Annotated in this window: 18 protein-coding genes; 7 read left to right on the plus strand and 11 right to left on the minus strand. The window is 66.8% G+C overall.

From position 1 onward, the window contains the following. Positions 1-2: 2 nt before the first annotated feature. Positions 3-989 carry a polysaccharide deacetylase family protein gene (locus ACI1V7_RS16905; RefSeq protein WP_404532967.1) on the minus strand — a complete coding sequence of 329 codons (987 nt, stop codon included), beginning with the start codon at positions 987-989 and terminating at the stop codon, positions 3-5. A gap of 320 nt (positions 990-1309) precedes the next feature. On the opposite strand from ACI1V7_RS16905, the gene ACI1V7_RS16910 reads away from it, so the two are divergent. Further along, complete coding sequence (locus ACI1V7_RS16910) at positions 1310-2671, plus strand: UDP-glucose dehydrogenase family protein (protein ID WP_404532968.1); 1362 nt, start codon at positions 1310-1312, stop codon at positions 2669-2671. Positions 2672-2746: 75 nt separating this feature from the next. Here ACI1V7_RS16910 and ACI1V7_RS16915 read toward each other — a convergent pair whose 3' ends face one another. From ACI1V7_RS16915 to ACI1V7_RS16960, 10 genes are read right to left on the minus strand one after another with little or no spacing between them, the layout of a single operon-like run. Continuing rightward, positions 2747-4642 carry an XrtA/PEP-CTERM system amidotransferase gene (locus tag ACI1V7_RS16915; RefSeq protein WP_404532969.1) on the minus strand — a complete coding sequence of 632 codons (1896 nt, stop codon included), beginning with the start codon at positions 4640-4642 and terminating at the stop codon, positions 2747-2749. A gap of 41 nt (positions 4643-4683) precedes the next feature. Further along, a complete protein-coding gene (locus ACI1V7_RS16920) occupies positions 4684-5880 on the minus strand; it encodes a TIGR03088 family PEP-CTERM/XrtA system glycosyltransferase (RefSeq protein ID WP_404532970.1) in 1197 nt (398 codons plus the stop codon). Then, positions 5877-7442 (minus strand): exosortase A, encoded by a 1566-nt coding sequence (xrtA, locus tag ACI1V7_RS16925; RefSeq protein WP_404532971.1) that lies wholly within the window; start codon positions 7440-7442, stop codon positions 5877-5879. The genes ACI1V7_RS16920 and xrtA overlap by 4 nt, the downstream gene beginning before the upstream one ends. Then, on the minus strand, positions 7433-8635 hold the full coding sequence (locus tag ACI1V7_RS16930) for a TIGR03087 family PEP-CTERM/XrtA system glycosyltransferase (RefSeq protein ID WP_404532972.1): 1203 nt from the start codon (positions 8633-8635) through the stop codon (positions 7433-7435). The genes xrtA and ACI1V7_RS16930 overlap by 10 nt, the downstream gene beginning before the upstream one ends. 14 nt (positions 8636-8649) lie before the next feature. After that, complete coding sequence (locus tag ACI1V7_RS16935) at positions 8650-9768, minus strand: FemAB family XrtA/PEP-CTERM system-associated protein (protein WP_404532973.1); 1119 nt, start codon at positions 9766-9768, stop codon at positions 8650-8652. Next, on the minus strand, positions 9765-10649 hold the full coding sequence (locus tag ACI1V7_RS16940; RefSeq protein ID WP_404532974.1) for an XrtA system polysaccharide deacetylase: 885 nt from the start codon (positions 10647-10649) through the stop codon (positions 9765-9767). Before ACI1V7_RS16940 ends, ACI1V7_RS16935 begins: the two co-directional genes overlap by 4 nt. Continuing rightward, the gene (locus tag ACI1V7_RS16945) at positions 10646-11719 is read right to left on the minus strand and encodes an XrtA/PEP-CTERM system-associated ATPase (protein ID WP_404532975.1); all 1074 of its coding nucleotides are present in this window, start codon (positions 11717-11719) and stop codon (positions 10646-10648) included. Before ACI1V7_RS16945 ends, ACI1V7_RS16940 begins: the two co-directional genes overlap by 4 nt. A 14-nt stretch (positions 11720-11733) precedes the next feature. Next, positions 11734-13305 (minus strand): TIGR03016 family PEP-CTERM system-associated outer membrane protein, encoded by a 1572-nt coding sequence (locus ACI1V7_RS16950; RefSeq protein WP_404532976.1) that lies wholly within the window; start codon positions 13303-13305, stop codon positions 11734-11736. Further along, positions 13286-14239, minus strand: a complete 954-nt coding sequence (locus tag ACI1V7_RS16955; RefSeq protein WP_404532977.1) for an XrtA-associated tyrosine autokinase — start codon at positions 14237-14239, stop codon at positions 13286-13288. The genes ACI1V7_RS16950 and ACI1V7_RS16955 overlap by 20 nt, the downstream gene beginning before the upstream one ends. A gap of 16 nt (positions 14240-14255) precedes the next feature. Further along, positions 14256-15791: an XrtA system polysaccharide chain length determinant gene (locus tag ACI1V7_RS16960; protein ID WP_404532978.1), complete on the minus strand. Its 1536-nt coding sequence runs from the start codon at positions 15789-15791 to the stop codon at positions 14256-14258. Between the two features lie 464 nt (positions 15792-16255). Here ACI1V7_RS16960 and ACI1V7_RS16965 point away from each other — a divergent pair, with 464 nt between their 5' ends. The 6 genes from ACI1V7_RS16965 to ACI1V7_RS16990 all read left to right on the plus strand — a co-directional run bounded on the left by ACI1V7_RS16965 (position 16256) and on the right by ACI1V7_RS16990 (position 20850). Then, the gene (locus tag ACI1V7_RS16965) at positions 16256-16969 is read left to right on the plus strand and encodes a S1 family peptidase (RefSeq protein WP_404532979.1); all 714 of its coding nucleotides are present in this window, start codon (positions 16256-16258) and stop codon (positions 16967-16969) included. A 183-nt stretch (positions 16970-17152) separates the two neighbouring features. Then, entirely contained in the window at positions 17153-17740 is a 588-nt protein-coding gene (locus ACI1V7_RS16970; protein ID WP_404533424.1) for an XrtA/PEP-CTERM system exopolysaccharide export protein, read from the plus strand. A 186-nt stretch (positions 17741-17926) separates the two neighbouring features. Continuing rightward, entirely contained in the window at positions 17927-18568 is a 642-nt protein-coding gene (locus ACI1V7_RS16975) for a hypothetical protein (RefSeq protein ID WP_404532980.1), read from the plus strand. A gap of 1 nt (position 18569) precedes the next feature. After that, positions 18570-18857 (plus strand): HPr-rel-A system PqqD family peptide chaperone, encoded by a 288-nt coding sequence (locus tag ACI1V7_RS16980; protein ID WP_404532981.1) that lies wholly within the window; start codon positions 18570-18572, stop codon positions 18855-18857. Further along, positions 18851-19768, plus strand: coding sequence for an HprK-related kinase A (locus ACI1V7_RS16985; RefSeq protein WP_404532982.1), 918 nt, complete (start codon positions 18851-18853; stop codon positions 19766-19768). Before ACI1V7_RS16980 ends, ACI1V7_RS16985 begins: the two co-directional genes overlap by 7 nt. Next, positions 19765-20850, plus strand: coding sequence for a nucleotidyltransferase domain-containing protein (locus ACI1V7_RS16990; protein WP_404532983.1), 1086 nt, complete (start codon positions 19765-19767; stop codon positions 20848-20850). The genes ACI1V7_RS16985 and ACI1V7_RS16990 overlap by 4 nt, the downstream gene beginning before the upstream one ends. Positions 20851-20870 lie beyond the last annotated feature (20 nt).

Below are 20870 nucleotides of genomic sequence, written 5' to 3' on the forward strand. Positions count from 1 at the left end.
GTTCAAACCTTTCCATGCAACCAGTGCAGCAAGCGGGCTGCGAACATCAGCGGCGTGTCGTCCCAGGGGCGGCTGCGCGGCAATTCGTAGCGCGGGTCGCGCCGGGTGGCGGCGCCGGGCGCGGTGGTGAATGCCGCCGCATAGCCGGCATCGGCGACCATCTGCGCGTGGCGCGCGTCGTAATCCTGGCCGCGCTTGCCGTTCGGGTAGGCGAACAGGCGCACCGGCCGGCCGATGACCTCTTCCAGCTGGCGCTTGTTGTCGGCGATTTCGCGCCTTGCAGCCTCGTCGTCCAGGCGCGTCAGGATCGGGTGGCTGACCGTATGGCCGCCGATCTCGATGCGGTTGGCCGCAAGGGTGCGCAGCATGTCGTTATCGAGCATCAGATCCTGGCGCAGGGGCACGCCGGCCAGCGTCTGCAGATGGTCGGTGAACTCGGCGCGGGCCGGCAGCGACATGTACTTGCAGCGCTCGGTCAGTTGCCGTGCCGTGCGCTTGCGCTCCTCGGCGCTGCCCATCGGATAGCGCTCCAGTCCCAGGGCCCGCAAGTCGAGCGCGCCGTCGGGCAGGCGCCGTACCGCTTCCAGGATCATGTCGTTCCACATGCTGCCCTTTTCGCTCATGTGTCCCGTCGTGACGAACACCGTGGCCGGCAGGCCGTATTTCGCCAGCACCGGCAGCGCCAGGTCGTGGATCGAGCGGTAGCCGTCGTCGAAGGTGATCGCCACGGCGCGCGCCGGCATGCGCGCGCTATCCAGCAGCTGGATTGCGTCGTGCAGCGGCAACACGTTGAAGCACTCGGACAGCAGGCGCATCTGCCATTCGAAGGTCTCGACGTTCGGTTCGCCGTCCAGCAACGGGTCGGGCGCCGCCATGATGCGGTGGTAGTTCAGGATGCACAGGCGTCCCGCCCCCTTGGCGCGCGGAGCGATGAGATCGCCCGCGCCGCGGATGACGTGGCTGGCCAAGGGCGGCAGCAGGCGCGTCATGCCACGGGCTCCGCGCTGCGGTCGGCACATGAAGGAAAATTGCCGGGGGGAGAGGGCTGGAGGTTTTCGAACAACACGAAGAATCGACCAATCTTGTTGAAGCACGATGATGCCGGTGCGATACAGGTAGCGCTTATCTTACCCCATTGATTGAAAAAAACTTATAAGATTGCAATGAATCGTGCTGCAGGACAGGCTGGGGTTGCGGACTATGCTGTAAGGCAATAATTACCTGTTGAAATTCAATTGTCCGCCGCAAATCATTGTCAGTTAGTAATATAAGTAGATTATCGTTTCACTTTTATTGAAGAAGGTCTGCCATGAAAATCTCGATCGTTGGTACCGGCTACGTCGGCCTGGTGTCCGGTGCCTGCTTTGCCGACGTCGGCAATACCGTCCTGTGCCTGGACGTCGACGAACGCAAGATCGCCATGCTCAACAATGGGCAGATCCCCATCCACGAGCCTGGCCTCGACGCGTTGGTCGCGCGCAACGCCGGCGCCGGCCGCCTGCTGTTCTCCACCAGTTATGACGACGCCGTCGCCCACGGCGACATCATCTTCCTGGCGGTCGGCACGCCGCCCGACGAGGACGGTAGCGCCGACCTGCGCCACATCCTGTCGGCGGCGCGCAGCATCGGTGCGCGCATGCAGCGCCCGCTGGTCGTGGTCGACAAGTCGACGGTTCCGGTCGGTACGGCCGACAAGGTCCGTGCCGCCATCCAGGAAGAACTGGACCGGCGCGGCGTCGCGATCGAATTCGCGGTCGTCAGCAATCCGGAGTTCCTGAAGGAAGGCGCGGCGATCGGCGACTTCACCCGTCCCGACCGCATCGTGATCGGCAGCGACAGCCCGCGCGCGACGCGCCTGATGCGCCAGTTGTACGCGCCCTACAACCGCAACCACGAAAAGCTGGTCGAGATGGACGTGCGCAGCGCCGAGCTCACCAAGTACGCCTGCAACGCCATGCTGGCTACCCGCATCAGCTTCATGAACGAGATCGCCAACCTGGCCGAGGTGCTGGGCGCCGACATCGAGGCAATCCGCATGGGCATGGGCCTGGATCCGCGCATCGGCCCGAGCTTCCTGTACGCTGGCACCGGCTATGGCGGTTCCTGCTTCCCGAAGGACGTCAAGGCGCTGGTCAAGACCGCGTCCGAGCACGGGCAGGCGCTGCGCCTGCTGGAGGCGACGGAGGAAGTCAACGAAGCCCAGAAGCACGTGCTGTTCAGCAAACTGAGCCGCTTCTTCGGCGGCGCCGAGGGCCTGCGCGGCCGCACCATCGCCCTGTGGGGCCTGGCGTTCAAGCCGAATACCGACGACATGCGCGAAGCGCCCAGCCTGGTCCTGATCCGCGCGCTGCTCGACGCCGGCGCCAAGGTCGTGGCCTACGATCCGGTGGCCAACGAGGAAGCCGGCCGCATCCTGCTGGCCGAGCACGGCGCCGAACGGTGCGCCGCGCAGATCCAGCTCGTCGGTTCGGCGCGCGACGCCGTGCGCGATGCCGATGCGCTGGCCCTGATCACGGAATGGAAGGAATTCCGTTCGCCCGATTTCGGCGACCTGGCGCAGACGCTGCGTGCGAAAGCCGTGTTCGACGGCCGCAACATCTACCCGCCCGACCTGGTCACGGACGCCGGCCTGCACTACGAGGGCATCGGCCGCACCGCGCCGGCCGCCTGAAACGGCGCGCGGCGCCCACGAAAAAACCGCTGGCGGAGTGCATCCGCCAGCGGTTTTTTTTGTCCCTGCCGCGCCTCAGGATTCGAGGCTGACGCGCAGGAAGGCCTCGAACATCAGCAGCGACCACAGCGGCGCGCTGTAGTCGGCGGCGCCGGATTCGTGTTTCGACACCATCTCTTCCAGGAAGCCGCGGTTGAAGATGCCCGTGTCCAGCATGCGCTGGCTGAGGACGGCCTTGCGCACCGCCTCGCGCAGCGGACCGCGCAGCCAGGCCGCGACGGGAATCGAGAAGCCCTTCTTGGCGCGGTACATGATGTCGTGCGGCAGGTGCGGCTCGAGCGCCTTTTTGAGGATGTACTTGCCTTCGCCGCCGCGCAGCTTGAGGTCGGACGGCAGGCTCGAGCCCCATTCGAGGAAGGTATGGTCGAGCAGGGGCACGCGCACCTCGAGCGAATGGGCCATGCTGGCGCGGTCGACCTTGGTCAGGATGTCGCCCGGCAGGTAGGTCTTGAAGTCGACGTACTGGATGATCGACAGCGGATCGTCGGTCGGGGCGCGGTCCGCATGGGCGCGCATGACCTCGAGCGCGCCGTAGCCCTGCAGCTCGGCGCGAAAGCCCTCCGAGAACAGCTGGGCGCGCACGCGGTCCGGCATGATCGACACGCCGTGGAAGTAGCCTTCGACCAGGTCGCGCGCGAGCGCCTCGAAGGTGGTCTTGGCGCGGAACATCTTCGGCGCCCAGTCGGCCTTCGGGTACAGGTGGCCGAGGGTGCCGAACAGCGGCTTGCGGATCGCATCCGGCACCTTCGAGCGCACGCTGTGCTCGGCCATCGCGAAACGGTAGCGGCGGTAGCCGGCGAAGTTCTCGTCGCCGCCGTCGCCGGACAGGGCCACCGTCACGCGCTGGCGCGCCAGCTGGCACACGCGGTAGGTCGGGATCGCCGAGCTGTCCGCGTACGGTTCGTCGTACAGGTGGGCCAGCGTGTCGATCAGGCCATAGTCGTCCTTGTCGACGACCTGGGCGAAGTGGCGCGTGTGGTAGCGCTGCGCCACCGCCTCGGCATAGCGGCTCTCGTCGAAGTCCGGATCGTCGAAGCCGATCGAGCAGGTGGTGACGGGGTCGCGGCCTTCCTGCGCCATCATGGCGACCACCGCGCTCGAATCGACGCCGCCCGACAGGAAGGCACCCAGCGGCACCTCGGACTCCATCTGGCTCTGCACGCATTCGCGCAGGCGCTCGATCAGCTCGGCCTGGACCTCGGCTTCCGGCTGCGGCCTGGACGGCGTGAACGGCAGGTCCCAGTAGCGCTGCGGACGCACCTCGCGCTCGCCCACCTTCAGCAGGATGCAGTGGCCCGGGCTGAGCTTGTAGGCATTGTGGAAGATGGTATTCGGTTCCGGCACGTAGCCGTAGGCGAAGTAGTCCTCGACGGCGCGCGGGTTCAGCTTGCGCGACAGTTCGGGGAAGGTCATGATCGACTTCAGTTCCGAGCCGAACACGAACAGCCCGCTGGGCAGCAGCGAATAGAACATCGGCTTGACGCCGACGTGGTCGCGCGCCAGGAACAGGGTCTGCTGGCGCCGGTCCCAGATGCCGAAGGCGAACATGCCGCGCAGGCGCCGCACGCAATCCGAGCCCCAGGCGATCCACGACTGCAGCACGACTTCCGTATCGGACTTGGTGCGGAACACATGGCCCAGCGCCGTCAGCTCGTCGCGCAGCGCGCGGTAGTTGTAGATCTCGCCGTTGAACACCAGGGCGACGTCGCGCGCCGCGTTCAGGAAGGGCTGCTGGCCGGTCGCCAGGTCGATCACGGACAGGCGGCGGTGGCCCATGCCCAGCGCCGTTTCCAGGTACAGCTCGCCCTCGTCGGGCCCGCGGTGGTGCTGGCTTTCGTTCATGCGCCGCAGCGCCTCGCGGTCGATCTCGCGGTTGCCGTGTGTATCAAAAATGCCGACTATGCCGCACATGGTGGTTGTTCTCCGAATTCAAGGGTGCTCATGCCCGTGCTTCAGCGCGCTTTGCGCCGGCACAGGCTGTCATACAGGTCGCCGTAGGAAGCCAGCATCGCGCGCATGCTGAAGCGCTCCTCGATGCGCGCGCGCCCGGCGGCGCCGTGGGTCCGTCCCAGCCGCGGATCGGCCGCGTAGCGTTCGAGCGCGGCGGCCAGCGCGTCGACGTCGCCGACCGGCACCAGCGCGCCCTGGACGCCGTCGTCGACGACCTCGGGGATCCCGCCCACGCGCGAGGCCGCCACCGGCAGGCCGCAGGCCATCGCTTCCAGCAGCGATACCGGGGTGCCCTCGGCCAGCGAGGGCAGCGCGAACAGCGAGAAGGTGTGCAGCAGGTCCTTGACGTCGCCGCGCGCGCCGGGCAGCCAGACCGCATCCTCGAGGCCGAGGGCGGCCACCTGGGCGCGCACGGCGGGCAGCAGGGGACCGTCGCCGACGATCGACAGCTTCAGGCGTGGCGCCAGGTCGGGGCGGCGCGCGCGCACGGCGGCGAAGGCCTCGACCAGCGCGCGGTGGTTTTTGACGTCCTGCACGCGCGCCACGGTGCCGATCACGAAGTCGTCCGCATGCCAGGGCGAGCCGCCCGGCGCGGCGCCGGCCGGGAAGGCGCGCGGCGCGAACTTGTCGGTGTCGACGCCGTTCTTGATGAACAGCGTACTGGCGCGCGGGATGCGCACCACCTGGTCGAGCCAGCGGTCGAGGTCCTCGGAGACGGGAATGTAGCGATCAACGAAGGGCACGAGCAGGCGCCGCAGCAGGTTGTGCTTCGCGTTCAGGCCGTGCGGATCGCTGGCGTCGCGCCCATGCTCGGCATGGATGCGCACCGGCACGCCGGCGCAGGCGGCCGTGAACGCGTATTCCAGCGCCGACAGGTTATAGGTGTGCAGCACGGTCGGACGCAGGCGGCGCATCAGGCGCCAGAACGTCAGGTGCGTCCCCAGTCCCAGGCCGGGCGGCTTGCCCAGCGCATGCAGGGTCACGTCGGGGCGGGTGATGTTGTCGGCGAAATCGCTATAGCCGGTCAGGCACACCACCGCATGGCGGTAGCGTTCGGCCGGCATGCGGTTGATGCAGTCGACCAGCAGTGTCTCCAGCCCGCCCATGCTGAGCGAATGCACGACGTGGACGACCAGGGGACGGCCGCCATCGGCGCCGTCGGCGGCCTGCGCCGCCAGCTTCGGCAGCGGCGCGTTCATCGGGCCCGCTGCGCGTTCAGCGCGCCGTCCAGTACCGCGCCCTGGGTGGCGACGAAGCGCTGCAGCGCGGCGCGCGCCTGGGCGGGGTTGTCGGCCGGCGCCGCCAGCAGCACGGCGGCGCCATCGTCGCCGCGCAGCATGGCCTTGGACGCCGCCTGCCACAGCTTGCCGGCATAGTCGCTGGCCGTATAGTGGCCGCCGATCCATTTGAAGGACCACACCATGATCGGTCCCTGCGGGCCGCTCATCATCGATTCGCGCAGCGCCAGCGGCTGGCCGGCCAGCGTCACGCTGCGGGTGGCGGAATCCACTTCGTGCCACGTGTCCTTGTAGCCGGCCAGGCGGTTCAGGGAGCTGATCAGGGATTTGTCGCGGTCTTGGTTGCGGTAGTAGAGCACCGTCAGGCCGACCGGTTGGCCGTCCTGCAGGTAGACGCGGTGGAAGCGCGCATCCGGTTCCAGGTAGTCGGGCCGCCAGCTCGCGAATTCCGGCGCCGGCGGCAGCATCACGTTCAGGCCGGCCAGTTCCACCTGCGCCGGGTTGTGGTTCAGGCGCTCGCCGACCAGGGCGGCGACCGGCCAGGCGGCGCACAGCAGCAGCACGCCGGCCACGGTGGCGGCAAAGCGCGGCGGCATCGCGCTGCCTGCGAAGGCCGGCATGCGCGCCGCGCCGTCCACCGCGCGCGCAGCCGGCGCCTTCGGGCCCTCGGTATCCTCGCGCCAGAAGCTGCCGATCCAGAACATGACGAACATGACGAGGCCGAAGAACAGCCAGCCGTAGATGATGTGGTCGACGCCGGTCGCCAGTTCCATGCCGGACAGGTGGCCGATCATCACGATCATGTAGGCGCGCAGGCCGTTGGCGACGATCGGCACCAGCACCGACAGGCCGATGAACAGCGCGCGCCGCACCGTCGAGCGGTAGGTCAGGTAGGCGTACAGGCAGCCCAGCGTGATCGAGGAAATCAGGTAGCGCACGCCGCTGCAGGCTTCGACGACGGACCAGTTCCCGGTCGGCAGCTCGAAGCGGGTGCCGCTGCGCAGCACGGGGATGCCGGTGGCGCGCACGGCGGCCACGGTGAAGTCGGCGGTGAACTGGATCAGTGGGCCGACGAAGACTTCGCCGAACGGCACGGCGAACAGCAGGAACAGCAGCGGGAAGGCGAGCGAGCCGGCCAGGCGCGGCCCGAACAGCGCGAGTGCGGCGACGGGGAACATGGCAACGAAGGTGTATTGCGACACCACCTGCACCTCGCCCAGCTGCGCGGCCAGCCAGCCGGCGCCGAGCACGGCCAGCAGCACGAGCGCCGGGGGATACGGCGTGGGCGGATACAGGCTGAAGTTCTCGCGGCGGCGCCACATCAGCCACAGGCTGATCGGCAGGATCACGTAGCCGTGGGCGAAGGTCTCCGAACTGTTCCAGATCGAGACGATCGAGCGCACGGTGCCGAAGTACAGCGCGAACGGCGCCAGCAGGGCAAGCACCAGCAGGGCGGTCGCGGCGCGCGACAGGGGCGGCACGGTGGCGGCGCCGACCACGCCGGGCGGAGGTTTCAGGAACATTCGAGGCTCTCCTCAATGCAGGCCAGGTTGCTCGACCAGCTGTAGCGGCGCTGGACCTTGGCGCGCGCGGCCCGGCCGATGGCGGCGGCGGCGTCTTCCTGCCCGGTGAGCAGTGCGGCCACGGCGTCGACGAAGGCGCCGGCATCTTCCGCCAGCACCAGTTCGCTGCCCGGTTCGGCCTCGATGCCTTCCAGCGCCTGCGGCGAGACGACCACCGCGGTGGCCATCGCCATCGCTTCCAATACCTTGTTCTGGATGCCGCGCGCGATGCGCAGCGGCGCCACCGCCACCGCCGCGTGGGCGATGTAGGGGCGCACGTCCGGCACCGTGCCGGTCACGACCACGCCGGGCAGCTTGCCCAGGTCCTGCACTGCCTGCGCCGGACGGGCGCCGACGATGTAGAAGCGCGCATCGGCGAAGCGCGCGCGCAGCTGCGGGAACACCTCCTGGGCGAACCACTGCACGGCGTCGACGTTGGGCCAGTAATCCATCGCGCCCGTGAACACGAGGGCGCGCTCGCCGGCGGGGTAAGGGCTGGCGTAGCTCTGCTCGGGCGAGAAGTAGTCGGTGTCGACGCCGTTGTTGAAGTGGCCGATCTTGGCCGTGCTTTCCGGCGCCAATTGGCGGAACAGGTCCGCTTCCGGCGCCGAGACGAACAGCGAAGCGTCGTAGTCGCGCGCCACCTGGCGCTCGTAGCGCAGCAGCTGGTCGGCCTCGTAGCGGTACAGCCAGCTCATGGGGAAGGATTTCTTGTCGGCGTACTGGCGCCACTTGTCCGAATCGACGTCGCAGAAGTCGACCACGCGGCGCGCGCCGCGGTAGGGGTCGGCGTACTGCGCCATCGCCGACGAGAACACCAGCACGCGCTCGATCTTGTGGGCGGCGACGGTGTCCTGCACCCAGCGCGCCATGCCGGCATCGCGGTAGTACTCGAGCGACAGCGAACGGTTCTTGAGCAGGGCCGACAGGCTTTTCACGCGCGCCAGCAGCGGCTTCATGCCGGCGAAATGGCTGCTCGCGCACAGCGCCTCGACGTGCGGCACGTGCTGCCAGTCGTCCGGATCGTCCACGAAGGTGGCCAGGTGCACGCGGTAGTGCCGGGCCAGGTGCTTGAGCAGGTGGTACGAGCGGATCTTGTCGCCCTTGTTGGGCGGGTAGGGGATCCGGTGGATCAGCAGCAGCAGGTCTTGCATGGACGTCTTTCGTGTCAGCCCAGGTTGCGGACGATGTAGGGTCCCATGAAGTTCGCCAGCGGCAGCGGCAGCTTCTTCCACATCTTGATGAACAGCTGGTACTTCGGGTTCAGCGGGTTGTTGTCCGGCAGGGCATCCGCGCCGTACAGCTTGTATTCGTAGGGCAGGTGCTGGGCCGTGAAGCCCCAGTTCTTCTTGAAGTCGTAGGCGCCGGTACCCAGCTTGCTGCGGCCGAAGTCGAAGATGCGGCAACCGCGCGCGGCCGCCGCCTGCATCAGGTTCCAGTACATGAAGTCGTTGCCGGCCACTTCGCGCGCCAGGTCCATGCCGCCGCCGTAGTAGGGCACCACTTCGTCGCGCCAGTAGAACGACAGCACGGCGGCCACCAGGCGGTTGTCCTCCGTGACGATGGTGCGCACCTCGCACTCGTCGCCGAAGGTCTGCTGCAGCAGGGCGAAGTATTTTTTCGGGAACACGGGGGTGCCGAGGCGGTGCACGCTGTGCGCATAGGCCTCGAACATGCGGTCGACGTTGGCGTCGACTTCGCCGCGCAGGCCCAGCTTGATGCCCTTGCGGACCATCGCGCGCTGCTTGCGCGGGATGGCGTTCATGTTGGCCTCGTCGTCGCCCGTGATCTCCTTGCGGAAGGTGACGTACAGTTCCTTCGTGTGCCAGCTGGCGTCGTCCGGGTGGAAGCGCTGCATGCCGCGGTATTCGAGGTGGCCCACGCCCAGCTTGCCGGCCAGGTCGTGCGCGGCCTTGTCGAGCAGGGCCTGCACGTCCGGGTTGCCGAGGGTGGCCGGGCCGCCGTACACGCAGAAGGGCATGGCGCCGAGCGAGTGGCCGAACAGGCGGCTCTTGATCTCGGCCAGCGGCAGCACGCCCTGGATGGCGCCGTCCTGCTCGACGTAGTAGAACCAGGTCTTGATGCCGAACGACTGCTCGATCACCTTCTGCCAGCCGGACAGGTGGAAGAAGGTGGCGTCGGGGCAGGTGCGCACGAAGGCGTCCCAGCGTCCGTATTCCTGGGGCTGCAGCAGGTGCAGGGTCAAGGGGCCGCGCGCGGGGGCAGGGGTGGCTGCGGCGGCGGGCGCGGCGTGTTTCGCTTGCGCGGCTTCGATGATCGAGTTCATGGGCGGTTTAGGAAGATGCGGTCCATGCGGTCCCAGGCGAAATCGCGCGCCAGGGCTTCGATGCGGTTTTCCATGCGGCCGATGTTGACGTAGTGGCGGAAGCGCGACTTGGCGCCGATGCCTTCGGGACGCGGCTGCTGGGTGTCGATTTCCCACGGGTGGAAGTAGAACAGTGCCGGCTGGCGGTCGTCCTGGTTCACCTTGGCCATCATCCAGCGCGACAGCGCATACGGCAGCAGGCGGAAGTAGCCGCCGCCGCCGGCCGGCAGGTTGCGGCCCATCATGTTGACCGTGGTGATCGGCACTTCGAGCAGGCCGTCGGTGCCGTTCGGGTAGAACGCGAAGCGCGGCGCTTCCGGCATGCCGTAGTGGTCGTGCGCGACCGGGTAGATGCTGGAGCTGTAGCGGTAGCCGGCTTCCAGCAGCTCGTCCAGCGCCCACAGGTTGTCGCGGCCGATCGAGAAGCTCGGCGCGCGGTAGCCCAGCACTTCCTGGCCGCCGATGTCTTCCAGCAGGGCTTTCGCCGAGCGGATGTCGTTGGCGAATTCGGCGCGGGTCTGGTCCGAGGCGCGCAGGTGGCCGTAGCCGTGGCTGGCCAGCTCGTGGCCGCCGGCGACGATGCGTTTCACCACGTTCGGATAGCGTTCGGCGATCCAGCCCAGCGTGAAGAAGGTCGCGCGCACGCCGTGGCGGTCGAACAGGGCCAGGATGCGGTCCATGTTCGCTTCGACGCGGCATTCGCGGCTGGGCCAGCTGGCGCGGTCGATGTAGGGGGCGAAGGCCGAGACCTGGAAGTAGTCCTCGACGTCGCAGGTCATGGCGTTGCGGATGCGTTCACCGGGGGCCGGCGCCGGGCGCGCGGCAAGTTCGTACATGTTCATTCTTGATTGTCCACGTGGTGGGTTGCCGCCCCTTGGGGCGTGGCCACGATCTTTTTCAGGATCGACAGCACGGAAACGATCGACTTCTCCAGGCGCATCATGCGCTCGTCCAGCACCTCGACGCTGCTGGCGCGGCGTTCGCCGCCCAGGCGTTCGTCGCGGGTGCGCAGGCCGGGCTCATAGCCTGCTTCGGCGCCCGTCTCGGGCCGGGCACCTGCCGCGATCTCCGGGTCCGGCGTGCCGACCGGATCGGGCAGCACGTATTCCTCGTTGATGTCGCGGATCACGGTGTTGATGTGTTCTTCGCCGAACGCATGCAGCTCTTCCAGGTAGCCCATCAGCAGCACGCGGTCGAGCAGCGTATTGGTCTTGCGCGGGATGCCGCCCGTATAGGCATAGATGGCCGCATGGGCGCCGTCGTCGAAGGATGGATCGCCCTTCCAGCCGACGGTGGCCAGGCGGTGCTCGATGTAGGCGCGCGACTCCTGCGCATCCATCGGGCCCAGGTGGTAGCTGGCGATCACGCGCTGGCGCAGCTGCTGCATGCCGGGGCTGTGCAGGGTGGCGCGGAACTCCGGCTGGCCCAGCAGGAAGGTCTGCAGCAGCGACTTGTCGTCGGTCTGGAAGTTGGACAGCATGCGCAGTTCCTCGACCGTGCGCGCCGACAGGTTCTGTGCCTCGTCGATGACCAGCAGGGCGCGCTTGCCCTGGTGGTCGACGTCGCACAGGAAGCGCTCCAGGCGCGTCAGGAGGTCGGTCTTGCTGGCGCCTTCGTACGGCAGGCCAAAGGCCGAGACCACCATGCGCAGCGTGTCGTCCGGGTCCAGGTGGGTGTTGACGATATGGGCGGCGACGATCTGGTCCGACGGCAGGCGGTTGAACAGGTTGCGCACCAGCGTGGTCTTGCCCGCGCCGACCTCGCCGGTGATCACGATGAAGCCTTCGCCCTGCGACAGGCCGTACTCGAGATAGGCCATGGCGCGCTTGTGGCCCTTGCTGCCGTAGAAGAAGTGCGGGTCGGGGCGCAGCTGGAAGGGCTTGGCGGATAATCCGTAATAGGTCTCGTACATCTGAAAGGCTCCGCTCAATACTGGACTGACAGGGTCGCGACGAGCGCGTTCTCGTGGTAGGTGTCGCCGCCCGTCGATCCGATGCTGCCGCGCGCGTGGCGCAGCTCGATCGTGCCGGCGGCCTTGCCGGAAATCCGGCGCGTCATGCCGAGACGGAACTGGCGGTTGTTGTTGGTGAAATCCGTGCTCAGCGACTGCGCCCGCATCAGGTAGGCGCTGGCATACGCGCTGCTGCGCGAGGACAGGCGGTAGTCGACCGTGGCGCTGCCGCCGCGCTGGCGCACGTCGTCGTTCAGGCCGGCGAGCTGGCTGCCCAGCAGCGCGCTGTCGCTCTGCTGCAGGGACAGCGCCGTGCGCTGGTCCTGGAACACCGACAGCGACAGGCTGCTGCGGGCGCCGCGGAAGATGGCGCCGCCCGCCAGGCGCTTGGTGCGCGTATAGCGGTTGCTCAGGTAGTTGACGCTGTCGCCGAGCGTGGCCGGCAGGCCGGTTGCCGCCATGTAGGCCGCGATGACCTGCTGGCGCTGCACGGGATCCGGGAACGAGGCGGCGAACAACCCGTCCAGCATGGCCGCCGTGTCGATCGACGCCGGCAGGATGAATTGGGAGCGGTTGGTCGTGACCTGGTCGGTATAGCTCAATTCCCACGTGCTCAGGCGCGTGCGGTGGGTCGCCTGCAGCGCGCCGGTCTTGCCGAAATAGCGGTGCCCGAACGATGCCTCGACGCTGGTGCGCGCCGACGGCGTCCAGGCGAAACCGGCGGTCACGCTGCGCCCGGCCGTGCGTTCGTCCAGCGCCGGGTATTCGTAGTCGTCGTAGCCCACGCTGGCGGTCAGGCTGAAGCGCGGGATCACGCGGTAGCGCAGGCCGAGGTTGACGTTCTCGGTTTTCGAGTCGCCCGCGATCGCGTTGCTCAGCTCCTGGCGGTAGTACGACAGGTTCCAGCCGAGCGTGGAAAACTGCGGGCCGCTGGCCACGTCGGCCTGCGTCGCGCTGGCCGTGCTGTTGCCGAAGCCGGTGGTGTCGCCCTGGACGGAATCGCGGGTGAAACGCAACGTCGCCGTGGCGGTCGAGCCGAAGCGGTGCTGCAGGTAGGGGCTGACGCGCCAGGTGCGCAGCTCGGTATTGTTCAGGCTCGAATACGGATTGTCGCGCACCTGGCCGAACGCCGATATCGCCTGGCGCTGGCCGTTGGCGCTGGCGTCGACGTAGAACAGGTCGTCGATCACCATCGCGCGGCCGTTCATCTGGTAGCGGCGCGTGCTGTCCTGCACGTTCGGCGCATCCTTGTCGCTATAGGCGAACGCGCTCCACTGGCCGCTGGCCGACAGATTCAGGCGCGGGCCGCTGGTCGTGAAGTTGAAGCCCGGCGTCGCCTCCGTGATGAATTCGTTGCGTGCGAGCTCGGCGCGCTCCAGCGCCACGTTGTCGGTATACGACTCGCGCAGGGCGAAGGTCGGCTTGAACTGCCAGTCGGCCCGGCATTCGTTCGACAACAGCATGGCGGCCAGCGCCATCGGCGCCAATTTCAGGACGCCGGGCAGGCCGGCGCCAATGACCGGCCGTTCAGCCGTAGTGATAGTCATACGTCTCTTCGATGCCCGGGAATTCCCTGGTCTTGTTATAGATGAGATTGACGTTCGGGCAATTCTTCAGCTGGCTCAGTGCTTCCTTGACCGCGTGCTGGGTCGTGGTCTGTGCTTCCACCACCATCACGATCTGGCCCATGTGCGATGCCAGTTCGCGCGATTCGCTGGTCAGCAGCAGCGGCGGCGAGTCGAAGATCACCACGCGGTCCGGATAGCGGTTGGCGATCTCGGTCAGCAGGGAATTCATGGTCGAGCTGGCCAGCAGCTCGGTCGCGCGCGGATTGCTGGTGCCGGCCGGCAGGATCGACAGCGTGTCGACGTTCGTGCGCAGCATGACGTCGGCCATGTCGATCTGGTCGTCCAGCAGGATGTCCATCAGGCCGCGGTGCGCCGGCAGGCCCAGGGTGCGCAGCACCGAGGGACGGGCGACGTCGGCGTCCACCAGCAGCACGGTGTGGTCCAGTTCCATGGCGATGCTCATCGCCAGGTTGATCGCGGAATAGGTCTTGCCTTCGCCCGGCAGCGAGCTGGTGATCATGATCAGGTTGGCGGGCTTGTCGCCGGGCTTGCGTTCCGCAAAGGCGCGCTGCAGCAGCGGGCGCTTGATGACGCGGAAGTCTTCCAGCAGGCGGGTGCGGCCGGCGGCGGCCGTGACCATGCCCTGTTCGCGCATGCGCGCCAGGTCCAGCTCGACGCGGCGGGTACTGAACTTGGGCGCGGTCGGGACCGGCTCCGCCGCGGCGGCCGCCGTTGCCGGCGCGGCGCCGGCGACCGTGTCGGCGCCGAAGGGAAGGGTGGCCGGGCCCGCGATCGCGGCCGGGTCGGCGCCGATGACGGCGGGCGGAACGGCCACGGCCGTGTCGTCCAGTGCGGCGTCCGGCGCCGAACGCTTGAGGTCGATCCGGCTTGCCGCTTTTTCGATGATGCTCACGTAGTACTCCTTGATCTTAGATCGTGGGGCGGGCCAGGATCGCTGCCATGCCGACGCCGTAGATGCCGAACAACATCAGCACCGATGCAGCCAGCGCGACCAGGCGGCGCTTGCGCTTGACGGTCTGCTCCGTCGTCCAGTTCATGCCGATCGAGCCCAGGACCGGCAGGCCGGTCGTGTCGCGCAGGGCTGCCGGGCTCATGAAGGTCGGCCGCACCTGGCTCATCAGGAAGGCGACGGCCAGGCCGGCGACCAGGGCGCCGCCCAGCACCATCGAGAACAGGCGCAAGCGGTTCGGGCCGCTGGGCTGGGTCGGGACGGTCGGTGGGTCGATGACGCGGAAGGTCAGCATGTCGGTCGCCGTCGACAGGTCGCCCGACAGGCGCGCCGATTCGCGGCGCTCGACCAGTTTCTGGTAGTTGTCGCGGTTGACCTGGTAGTCGCGGTTGAGCTGGGCGAGCTGGGCCTCGACTTCCGGCGCCTCGACGCTGCGGGTGCGCAGGCGTTCCACGCGGGTCGAGAACTCGGCGACGCGGGCGCGCATGGAGGCCACGCGCGCGTCGGCGGCGGACAGCGATACGGTCAGCTGCTGCAGCATCGGGCTGTAGCCGGCGCCCGGGTCGATATTGCGTTTGTTCTTGGCCAGGTCGGCCTTCTGGGCCTTCAGCTGATCCAGCAGGCGGCGGTTGGCCACGATGTCCGGGTGCTGTTCGGTGTACTGCAGGCGCAACGCGTCCAGGTTCTTCTGGGCCGTGGCGATGCGCGCTTCCAGGTCCGGGTCGACGATGCCTGTGTCGACCATCTCGGTGCCCGGCTTGGCCGGCTCGCCCTTGATCTGGCGGCTGATGGCGTTGCGTGCCTGCTCGGCCTCGGCCAGGTCCAGGCGCGCTTGGTTCAGCTGGTCGGTTGCCGTCTGCAGCTGGTTGCCGAAGTCGCCACCGCCTTCGCGCGGCAGCAGGCCCATGTTCTTGATCTTGAATTCCTTCAGCGCGTTCTCGGCCGACGTCAGCTTTTCCTCGTAGTTCTTGATCTGGTCGTCGATGAACTGCACGGCCTTTTCAGAATCCTGCTTCTTGCCGCCGAAGCTGCCTTCCACGAAGATGGTCAGCAGCGAGCTCACGATGTCCTTGCCCAGCTTCGGATTGTCGGACACGTAGGTGATCGTGTAGATGTCGTCGCGCTCGGTACCGCTGAGCTTGATGTTGGCCATCAGCTCGTCGACGAGCTTCTCGTGCTCCTTGCTGTCCTTGGCCTTGACGTCCAGGTCGACCATGCGCATCAGGCGCTCGACGTTCGGGCGGCTGAGCAGGGTGCGGCGCATGAACACGACCTGCTGGTCGAGGTTGGGCATGGTCGTCATGCCCGACAGCAGCGGCTTGAGGATGCTCTGCGTATCCACGTATACCCGTGCCGAAGCCTGGTATTGGTTGGGCAGGCGCAACACGACGGCCCAGCCGATGATGGCGATGACCCAGGTGATGGCGACGGCATGCCAGCGGTATTTGCCGATCGCTTTCAAGAAATTAAGAAGTACGGCCGTGATCTCTGCCATTGCGTCAGTCTCGTCTGAAGAACCCCAAACACGCCTCTCGGGAGGGGCGTGACACCTAATCAAATACGTTGCATGATCGCTTGTAGCGGAAGCAATTGCAATTACACATGAGAAAAAATGGAAGAGCTTGAGTTCAAGTACCTCATCTACAACACAAATTCTCTCAGGAAAGCATAAAATTGCCGGAAACAGCGTTATTTTGCGGCAATTATTGTCCCTAGAGCAATGAATAGAAGCATAACTATTGCTAAATAATAATATTCAGGCAATAGCATGACAGTCATGTGACCGTGCCTTCCAGCCAATGCTCTTGCAAAAAATCAAACGCTTTATTGTAATGTTTTAAACAAAAAAGGGGTGCACAGTTGATGCCGAATCGAAATAATTGCATATCGCGACGTGTCCGTACGGCCGTTTGTCGGATTTTCGCTATAGCAATAACAGTTGCGGCATGCGGCGCGGGGATGCCCGCGGCCGCGGCCGAACTGAAGGCCGTGATCCCTGCCGTCAAGCGCGCCGTCGTGGGCGTCGGCACGTTCGAGCCGACGCGCAGCCCCGCCACGATCTTCGTCGGCACGGGTTTCGTGGTCGGCGATGGATTGAGCGTCGTCACCAATGCCCACGTGGTGCCGGAAACGCTGGGCGCGGGAGGCAAGGTCGAGCAGCTCGGCATCGTCATGAACGACGGGGAGGGCATCCGCTTCCGCCCGGCGCAACTGGTGGCGCGCGACACGGAGCACGACCTGGCCCACCTGCGCCTGAGCGGCACGTCGTTGCCCGCGCTCGAGCTGGGCGATTCGGATGCCGTGCAGGAGGGCCAGGACCTGGCATTCACCGGCTACCCGCTCGGCATGGTGCTGGGCCTGCATGCAGCGACGCACCGCGCCACGCTGGCGGCGATCACGCCGATCGTCATGCCGTCGCTGAATTCGCGCAAGCTCGACGCGCGCCAGATCGCGGCCCTGCAGCGGGCGCCGTTCAGCATCTTCCAGCTGGACGGCACGGCCTATCCAGGCAATAGCGGCAGCCCCGTCTACGATCCGGCGAGCGGCCGCGTCTGGGGCGTCATCAATGCCGTCTTCGTCAAGGGCTTGAAGGAAAACGCGATCAGTGCGCCCAGCGGCATCACGTACGCGATTCCGGCCAGGTATGTGCAGGCGCTGTTGCAACAAAAATAATGTGTTGTAAAAACAATTTCTACCGTGCGCGCCCCTGCTCAGCAGGAGCTTTGATATACAATACTTCGCTGTTAGCGGCTTATTAACATCTGTTTACTGAAAAGAAGCGGTCGCCGCGCGCGACCGTGACGAAAGGGATCTGACGTGGGCAAGGACAAGGCGAACCTGATCAAACATTCGGCGATGGCATTCGCCGTCGCATGCACGCTGGCCCTGGGCGGCTGCGCGACGCGCGGCGCCCAGGTGGTCGATAACCAGGTGAGCAATCCGGAATACCGGATCGGCCCCGGCGACACCGTCAACATCATCGTCTGGCGCAATCCGGAAGTATCGATGGCGGTGCCGGTCCGCCCGGACGGCAAGATCACCACGCCGCTGGTCGAAGACCTGCCTGCGGCCGGCAAGACCTCGACCCAGCTGGCGCGCGATATCGAACAGGCGCTGACCAAGTTCATCCAGCAGCCGGTGGTAACCGTCGTGGTGACCAATTTTGTCGGCAATTACAGCGAGCAGATCCGCGTGATCGGGCAGGCGGCGCGTCCGCAGGCCCTCCCGTACCGGAATGAGATGAGTCTGATGGACGTCATGATCGCCGTCGGCGGCACGACCGAATTCGCGGCCGGCAATCGCGCCAGCCTGATCCGCAATGTGGACGGAAAGCAACAGAAATTCAATGTCCGCCTGGACGACCTGGTCAAGGATGGCGACATCTCGGCCAACGTGAACATGCGCCCGGGCGACGTGCTGGTGATCCCGGAAAGCTATTTCTGACCTGCTGTCAGGATTTTTTACAGCACCGCCCGCCGAGGCAAGGGGATGGTGCGGTTTTCGATAGCAAGTCACTGTTTACTAAGATAATATTGTTGAGTGTCTTGTGGTGGCACAAGGATTGCTTGCCTCGTAAGAATCTGGCATCGCGGGATGCCGGACCATCTACTGACAAACAAAGGACCCGACGTGGCTACGGAAGACCGTGACGTAAGCGATAACAACCAGGATGGAGCGGATGCCCAGGCAGTTTCCGCGGCGCCTGCGGATAACCCAGCGCAGGCAGCATTGTCGCGCAAGGGCGCCTCACGCCGCCGTTTTGCGAAGGCAAGCGCAGGCGCAACCGGCGTGCTCCTGACCCTTCACAGCCAGCCAGGCATGGCGTGTACCTTCTGCGGCATTTCACCGTCGCTGGCGGTGTCGGCCTACGGCACGCACAAGGGCAATTTTGCGGCGCTGAGCCACCGCCCGTCCGCGACTGCGCGTTGCGCCGGGATTTCGCCGAAGGAGTGGGAAGCACAGACGAACTGGCCGCTGAACAAATCGGCCTATTTCGGCGCGGTGTTTTCCTGCGGTAACCGCACCGCGAACTATGCCGGCGTCACGGTCGAGAAGATGATTGCCGGCGCCGCCGTCGACAGCGACGAGATGGGCAAGTACATGCTCGCCGCGTACATGAACATCCTCGACAACAAGATCGATTTCGTCACGGTCGAAGCGCTGTTCTCCGTCTGGACCGAGTGGTCGAACAAGGGCTACTACGAACCCATGGCCGGACAGCGCTGGGGCACGTCCGAGATCAAGTCCTACCTGATCGGGATCATGGATTGACGTGAGCGCCGTCCCGACGTGGCGCCTGCAGCCGGGGCAGACCCTGCAATACCGGCAGTGGGACGGCGAATGCGTGCTCTATAACGACCTGTCCGGCGACACCCACTTGCTCGGCGACGCTGCCATCGAGATCCTGCTGGCCCTGCGCCAGGGGCCGGCGACCCGCGACGCGCTGGCCGCCGTGCTCGACGCCGAATTCGATATCGATCCTGCCGAACTCGGCCCTGAAACCGACCACCTGCTGCAGCACCTGGAACGCCTGCACCTCGTCGACTGCGCAGCATGCTGACGGTCGCATCGCTTACCCGCTCCGAACTGGAACGCCGCCTGGCCGGTCCCGGCCTGACGCTGCGCACCGGCCCCTTCGTCAGCCGCATCCGTTCTCCGATCGGCCGGCTCGCCGAGGGCATCTCGCTGATGTACGCCGACGCGCCGCTGGGCGCCGACGAGGACTTTGCCGACTTCCACCTGCGCCTGTCTCCCAAGGGCGGATGGCGCCGCTGGTACCGGCCGCAGGTATGGTTCGACCTCGACGGCCTGGTGCCGTTCGAACCGCTGCCCCAGGTCCAGGCCTTCCCGATGCTCGAGTGGGCGCTCAACTGGGCCGTCTCCACGCGCGCGCACGGCTACCTGATGCTGCATGCGGCCGTGGTGGAAAAGCGCGGCCACGCGGCGATCCTGCCGGCGCCGCCCGGCTCGGGCAAGAGCACATTGTGCGCTGCGCTCGTCAACCGCGGCTGGCGCCTGCTGTCGGACGAATTGACGCTGTTCGTGCCCGACTCCGGTCGGGTGGTGCCGGTCGCGCGCCCCGTCAGCCTGAAGAACCGCTCGATCGACGTGATCCGCGCCTTTGCGCCGGACGCGGTGTTCACGCAGCCGGTCAGCAATACCGCCAAGGGCACGGTGGCGCACATGAAGGCGTCCAGCGACAGTGTCGCCCGCATGCACGAGCTGGCGCAGCCGGCCTGGATCGTGTTTCCCAAGTACGAAGCCGGTGCCGACACCGTGCTCGAGCCGATCCCGCGCGCGCGCGCCTTCTTTCGCGTGGCCGAGAACTCCTTCAACTACAGCCACATGGGCGCAAGCGGTTTCCGCACCCTGGCCGGCGTCATCGATCGTTGCGCCAGCTTCGATTTCCGCTACAGCAAACTGGACGAGGCGATCGCCGTGTTCGACGCACTGGAGCCGCCGCCACCGTGAAACGCCTGCCCATCCTGCTGGCCGCGCTGCGTGACCCCGGGCAGCTCGCGCACCTGGCGCCTGCCGACTGGGACCTGCTGCTGCGCCAGTCGACGACCGCCAACCTGACGCCCAGCGTGCTCGCCCTGATCGAAGAGCGCGGCCTGCTGGAACACGTGCCGCCCCAGGTACGCGCCCACATCGAATGGGTGCGGCCGCTGGCCGTGCGCCACCGCCAGGCCGTGCAGTTCGAAGTCGCGCGCATCCGCGAGGCGCTGGCCCGGACCGGCTTGCCGGTGATCCTGCTCAAGGGCGCCGCCTACACGATGGCGGACCTGCGCGCGGGCAGGGGACGGCTGTATTCGGACGTTGACGTCCTGGTGCCCAAGGCGCGCCTGGGCGAGGTCGAATCGGCCCTGATGCTGGCCGGCTGGGCCGCGACCCACCACGACGCCTACGACCAGCGCTACTACCGCCAGTGGATGCACGAATTGCCGCCCATGCAGCACGTCAAGCGCCGCAGCGCCATCGACGTGCACCATGCGATCCTGCCGGAGACGGCCCCCGCGCGCCCCGATCCGGACAAGCTGCGCGCCGCTGCCCGGCCGCTGGCAGGCCAGGACGGCCTGGCCGTGCTGGCGCCCACCGACATGGTGCTGCACAGCGCCGTGCACCTGTTCTTCGACGGCGAATTCGACAAGGGCCTGCGCGACCTGCTCGACATCCACCTGCTGCTGGGCGAATTCGGCGCCGCCCCTGGCTTCTGGGAGGCGCTGGTGCCCCGCGCGCAAGAGCTTGAACTGGGGCGCCCGCTGTTCTATGCGCTGCGCTACGCGACCCGCCTGCTCGGCACGGCCGTGCCGCCGCGGGTGCTGGAGCAAGCCGCGCCGCTGGGGCCGCGCGGCGCGCTGTCATGGCTGATGGACCGCCTGTTCGAGCGCGCGCTGCTGCCCGAGCACCCGAGCTGTGCCGACGCCTGGACCGGTGCCGCGCGCTTCGCGCTGTACGTGCGCGGCAACTGGCTGCGCATGCCGCCGCTGCTGCTGGCGCGACATCTGTTCCATAAAGCCTTGATCTCGCCGCGCACCGAAGCCCTGCCTTGAAGCGGGGGCGCGGCCACTCC

The sequence above is a fragment of the Massilia paldalensis genome, from assembly GCF_044901715.1.
Taxonomy (GTDB): Bacteria; Pseudomonadota; Gammaproteobacteria; order Burkholderiales; family Burkholderiaceae_D; genus Telluria; species Telluria paldalensis.

Coding starts and splice junctions, on each gene's coding strand:
- ACI1V7_RS16905 (WP_404532967.1), bottom strand. CDS start 989: ATGACGCGCCTGCTGCCGCCCTTGGCCAGCCACGTCATCCGCGGCGCG.
- ACI1V7_RS16910 (WP_404532968.1), top strand. CDS start 1,310: ATGAAAATCTCGATCGTTGGTACCGGCTACGTCGGCCTGGTGTCCGGT.
- ACI1V7_RS16915 (WP_404532969.1), bottom strand. CDS start 4,642: ATGTGCGGCATAGTCGGCATTTTTGATACACACGGCAACCGCGAGATC.
- ACI1V7_RS16920 (WP_404532970.1), bottom strand. CDS start 5,880: ATGAACGCGCCGCTGCCGAAGCTGGCGGCGCAGGCCGCCGACGGCGCC.
- xrtA (WP_404532971.1), bottom strand. CDS start 7,442: ATGTTCCTGAAACCTCCGCCCGGCGTGGTCGGCGCCGCCACCGTGCCG.
- ACI1V7_RS16930 (WP_404532972.1), bottom strand. CDS start 8,635: ATGCAAGACCTGCTGCTGCTGATCCACCGGATCCCCTACCCGCCCAAC.
- ACI1V7_RS16935 (WP_404532973.1), bottom strand. CDS start 9,768: ATGAACTCGATCATCGAAGCCGCGCAAGCGAAACACGCCGCGCCCGCC.
- ACI1V7_RS16940 (WP_404532974.1), bottom strand. CDS start 10,649: ATGAACATGTACGAACTTGCCGCGCGCCCGGCGCCGGCCCCCGGTGAA.
- ACI1V7_RS16945 (WP_404532975.1), bottom strand. CDS start 11,719: ATGTACGAGACCTATTACGGATTATCCGCCAAGCCCTTCCAGCTGCGC.
- ACI1V7_RS16950 (WP_404532976.1), bottom strand. CDS start 13,305: ATGACTATCACTACGGCTGAACGGCCGGTCATTGGCGCCGGCCTGCCC.
- ACI1V7_RS16960 (WP_404532978.1), bottom strand. CDS start 15,791: ATGGCAGAGATCACGGCCGTACTTCTTAATTTCTTGAAAGCGATCGGC.
- ACI1V7_RS16965 (WP_404532979.1), top strand. CDS start 16,256: ATGCCCGCGGCCGCGGCCGAACTGAAGGCCGTGATCCCTGCCGTCAAG.
- ACI1V7_RS16970 (WP_404533424.1), top strand. CDS start 17,153: ATGGCATTCGCCGTCGCATGCACGCTGGCCCTGGGCGGCTGCGCGACG.
- ACI1V7_RS16985 (WP_404532982.1), top strand. CDS start 18,851: ATGCTGACGGTCGCATCGCTTACCCGCTCCGAACTGGAACGCCGCCTG.